Annotated in this window: 3 protein-coding genes and 1 pseudogene; 1 reads left to right on the forward strand and 3 read right to left on the reverse strand. The window is 64.4% G+C overall.

The annotated features are described in order from the left end of the window. The first annotated feature begins 152 nt into the window (after nt 1-152). Entirely contained in the window at nt 153-686 is a 534-nt protein-coding gene (locus tag JOZ76_RS15005; protein WP_291699406.1) for an NADH-quinone oxidoreductase subunit B family protein, read from the forward strand. Between the two features lie 114 nt (nt 687-800). Here JOZ76_RS15005 and JOZ76_RS15010 read toward each other — a convergent pair whose 3' ends face one another. From JOZ76_RS15010 to JOZ76_RS15020, 3 genes and pseudogenes are all read right to left on the reverse strand, one after another. Next, complete coding sequence (locus tag JOZ76_RS15010) at nt 801-2090, reverse strand: glycerate kinase type-2 family protein (RefSeq protein WP_291699407.1); 1290 nt, start codon at nt 2088-2090, stop codon at nt 801-803. Nucleotides 2091-2209: 119 nt separating this feature from the next. Continuing rightward, nucleotides 2210-3442: an ABC transporter substrate-binding protein gene (locus tag JOZ76_RS15015; RefSeq protein WP_291699408.1), complete on the reverse strand. Its 1233-nt coding sequence runs from the start codon at nt 3440-3442 to the stop codon at nt 2210-2212. Nucleotides 3443-3689: 247 nt separating this feature from the next. Continuing rightward, a pseudogene (locus tag JOZ76_RS15020) lies at nt 3690-3838 on the reverse strand (ABC transporter substrate-binding protein); the annotation flags it as partial.

Here is a 3838-nt window from a genome sequence, read left to right on the forward strand (position 1 = left end):
GATTGCGCGCTGTCACCTCCGCGATGCCTCCTGGTTCCAGTGGCCGCTATTGGAGACTGCGATCGAGCAGAACATCGTGGCCGACTTTCCGCTCTGCAACAAGTCGTTCAACTGCTCCTATTCGGGCGTCGATCTCTAGGAGAAGAGCCGCGATGCGCAGGACAATGATCGAGAGCCTCACCCGCGGTCCGCTGACCGAGCCGCCGCCTGCGTTGGATGAGGCGGCGCTCGCCGAACTCGCTGGCCGTGTGCGCGATGCCGCCGAGGCGCGGCTCGGCCGCTCGCTCTCCATCCGCCAGGTCGACGCCGGCTCGTGCAACGCCTGCGAGCTCGAGATCCATGCGCTTTCCAATGCGTTCTACGATCTCGAGCGGTTCGGCCTGCGCTTCGTAGCCTCGCCGCGTCACGCGGACGTGCTTCTGGTGACGGGTCCGGTGACAAAAAACATGCGCCAGGCGCTGGAGCGCACCTATGACGCAACGCCCGATCCGAAATGGGTTGTCGCGGTCGGCGGCTGCGCCGCTGACGGTGGCCTCTTCCGCGGCAGCTATGCCTGTGTTGGCGGCGTTAAGGACGTCGTCGCGGTCGATCTCCACATTCCGGGCTGCCCGCCATCGCCGACCGCGCTGCTGCAAGGCCTGCTCGCGCTGCTGCAGCATGCAAGCGGCGAGACGAGACGGTCGTAATTCATCATCACGTCCCGAAATGCGCAGGGTGGGCAAAGCGAAGCGTGCCCACCATTCCGGAGTTCGCTCGCGGAAAGACAGTGGGCACGGCGCGGAAACGCGCCTTTGCCCACCCTACGGCGCATCCACCAAAATCACCCTGATATCGTTCACGTTGGTGAGTGTCGGGCCGGTCTGCAGCAGATCGCCGGTGGCGGCGAAGAACGCGGTGGCGTCGTTGTTGGCGAGATAGGCCTGCGGGTCGAGGCCGAGTGCGGTCATCCTTGCAAACGTCGCGGCGTCGACGATTGCGCCGGCCGGATCGGATGCAGAGCCTGCGCCGCCGTCGGCGCCATCGGTATCGCCTGAGAGCACCGAGATGTCGGCCGTGCCCTTCAGCAGCGCCGCCAGCGCCAGCGCATATTCCTGGTTGGGGCCGCCGCGGCCATCGCCGCGCACGGTGACCGTGAGCTCGCCGCCGGACAGGATCGCGACGCGCCGGCCCTCGGCGCGCGCGGCGAGGGCGAGCCGCGCATGTGCGGCGGCGACCTCGCGCGCCTCGCCTTCAAGATCGGCGCCGAGATCGACGATCTCATAGCCCGCCGCGCGGGCGAGCTTCGCCGCGGCCTCGAGCGATTGCCTGGGCCGCGCGATCAGCTCGAAATGCGCCCGCGCAAAAGCCTTGTCGCCCGGCTTGCAGCTTTCGTTTGCGGGATCGATGAGCGCGGCGCGGATCCCGTCATCGACCTCCAGCCTGTATTTGGCGACGATGGCGTGCGCATCCGAAAGCGTGGTCGGATCCGGCACGGTGGGGCCCGAGGCAATCGCGGATGGCTCATCATGCGGCACGTCGGAGATCGCGAGCGTGACGATCTCGGCGGCGTGCTGCCCGGCGCGTGCCAGCCGCCCGCCCTTGATCCGTGACAGATGCTTGCGCACGGTGTTGACCTCGCCGATTGGCGCGCCGGAGCGCAACAGCGCGCGGGTCAGTTGCTGCTTCTGCAGGAAGGTGATGCCGGGGACGGGCGCGATCCAGTTCGCCGAGCCGCCGCCAGACAGCAGGACCAGCAAGAGATCATCGGCCTCCGCCGCTTCCGCCATCCGCAGTGCCTCTTCGGCGCCCTTCAGGCCCGCTTCATCCGGCATCGGGTGGCCGGCCTCGACGACCTTGATGCGCCGCGTCGGCACGCCGTGGCCATGGCGGGTGGTGGCGATGCCGATCAGGCGCTCGGGCGCGAGCTTCAACTCGTCGAGATAGTGGGCCTCCGCGGCCGCGGCCATTGCGGCCGCACCCTTGCCTGCGGCGAGGCAGATGACGCGGCCGGCGGGCGGCGGCCGCAGATGCTGCGCCAGCACGATATCGGGATGCGCGGCGGCAACGGCCGCATCGAAGATCGAACGGAGCAGCGGGCGGCGGTCGGTCATCGCTCTCCAGGAAGATGAGAAATCAACTGGCTGGCAGTTATCCATCGTCCTGGCGAAAAAGAAAACCCCGCAACGCACGCGCGTTGCGGGGAAGATCGCGCTACGGGCAAGGGCGGTAGTCAGCCGCCGACGTCGCCGGAGATGACGTCGCCGAACAGCTCCCAGCGCTCGCCCTTGAAGCGCATCAGCTGCAGCTGGCTGATCGGGGCGAAGTCGTCCGGTCCGGTGTTGATGTAAATGCCCGGCAGCAGCACCTCGGTGCGGAAGTTCTTCAGGTTCGCCGCCTGCTTCATGATGTTCTCGCGGGTCAGGTCGTTGCCGCATTGCTTCAGCACCTGAACCAGCGTCTGCGCGACGCCGTAGCCCGTGATGGTTCCGTTGTCGAGCTTGTCGCCTTCCGGAAAATCCTTGTTCATGAAGTCCAGATATTGCTTCATGCCGGGATCATTGTTCCATTGCGGGTCGGTCGTGTCCTTCAGATAATGCGCCGAAATGACGCCCTGCGCATTTTCGTAACCGGCCGGCTTGATCACGCTGCCCACGGAGGCCGAGACGTTATTGAGGAGGTGCAGCGCCTTCCAGTCGATCTCAGCGGCCTTCTTGATTGCCTGCGCCGCGAATTTCGGCGTGGTGACGTCGAAGAACACGTCGGCGCCGGTCGATTTCAGCTTGACGATGTGGTTGTCGATGGTGGGCTCGGTGGTCTCATAGCTTTCCTCGGCGACGATCATCGACGCGGCCTTGGCCCCGAGCCCATCCTTGAGGCCCTTGAGATAGTCCTTGCCGTAGTCGTCGTTCTGATAGAGCACCGCGATCTTGGCGCCAGGCTTCTCCTTCAACAGATACTTTGCATAGATCCGCCCCTCGCTCTGATAGTTCGGCTGCCAGCCCATGGTCCACGGAAAATCCTTGGGATCGTTCCACTTGGTGGCGCCGGTCGCGACGAACAGCTGCGGCACTTTCTTCGAGTTCATGTATTTGTGGATCGCCGAGTTCGGCGGCGTGCCCAGCGAGTTGAAGATGAACAGCACCTCGTCGCTCTCGACCAGCTTGCGGGCCTGCTCCACCGTCTTGGGCGGCGAGTAGGCGTCGTCATAGGAGATGAAGTTGATCTTGCGGCCGTTGATGCCGCCCTCGGCGTTGATCTTCTTGAAGTAGGCGGCCTCGGTCTTGCCGATGATGCCGTACGCTGACGCCGGCCCCGAATAGGGCATGATGTTGCCGACCTTGATCTCGGTGTCGGACGCGCCGGTGTCGTATTTCTTTTCGGCGGCCAGCGCGCCGCTGGCCGCTGCGGTGAACAATGCGAACGCGGCCGCAGCCGTTGCCAGGGGATTGGCAATCATGAGCATTACGTTTCTCCCTCGTTTCTACCTGAGATTGTGCTCTGGCTTCCTTGGTTGAAAGCTCTCTCGATGATGTCGGTATCTTACCAGAATTGAAGCAAAAAGCGCCTACGACAGGGCGACCGCGCCTGCATCTTTAGTCGTCTGGTAAAGGGCCGCCGGCGGCCCACTTGGCGTTAACAAAAAAGCCCCAGCGACGGGAGCTTTCCGGCGCGTGGAAAAAGCAGGCAGCGCGCCTGCTCCCGGCGGACCGTCAATGAGTGAGATTGCCGTTCATGATGTCGCCGAACAGGTCCCATTTCTCGCCCCTGAACCGCATCATCTGCAGCTCCTTGATCGGTGCGTAATCGGTCGCCGAGGTGTTGATCTTGATGCCCGGCAGCAGGGTATCAGGCTGGAAAT

The organism is Bradyrhizobium sp. (assembly GCF_019244115.1).
In the GTDB taxonomy this organism is placed as follows: domain Bacteria; phylum Pseudomonadota; class Alphaproteobacteria; order Rhizobiales; family Xanthobacteraceae; genus Bradyrhizobium.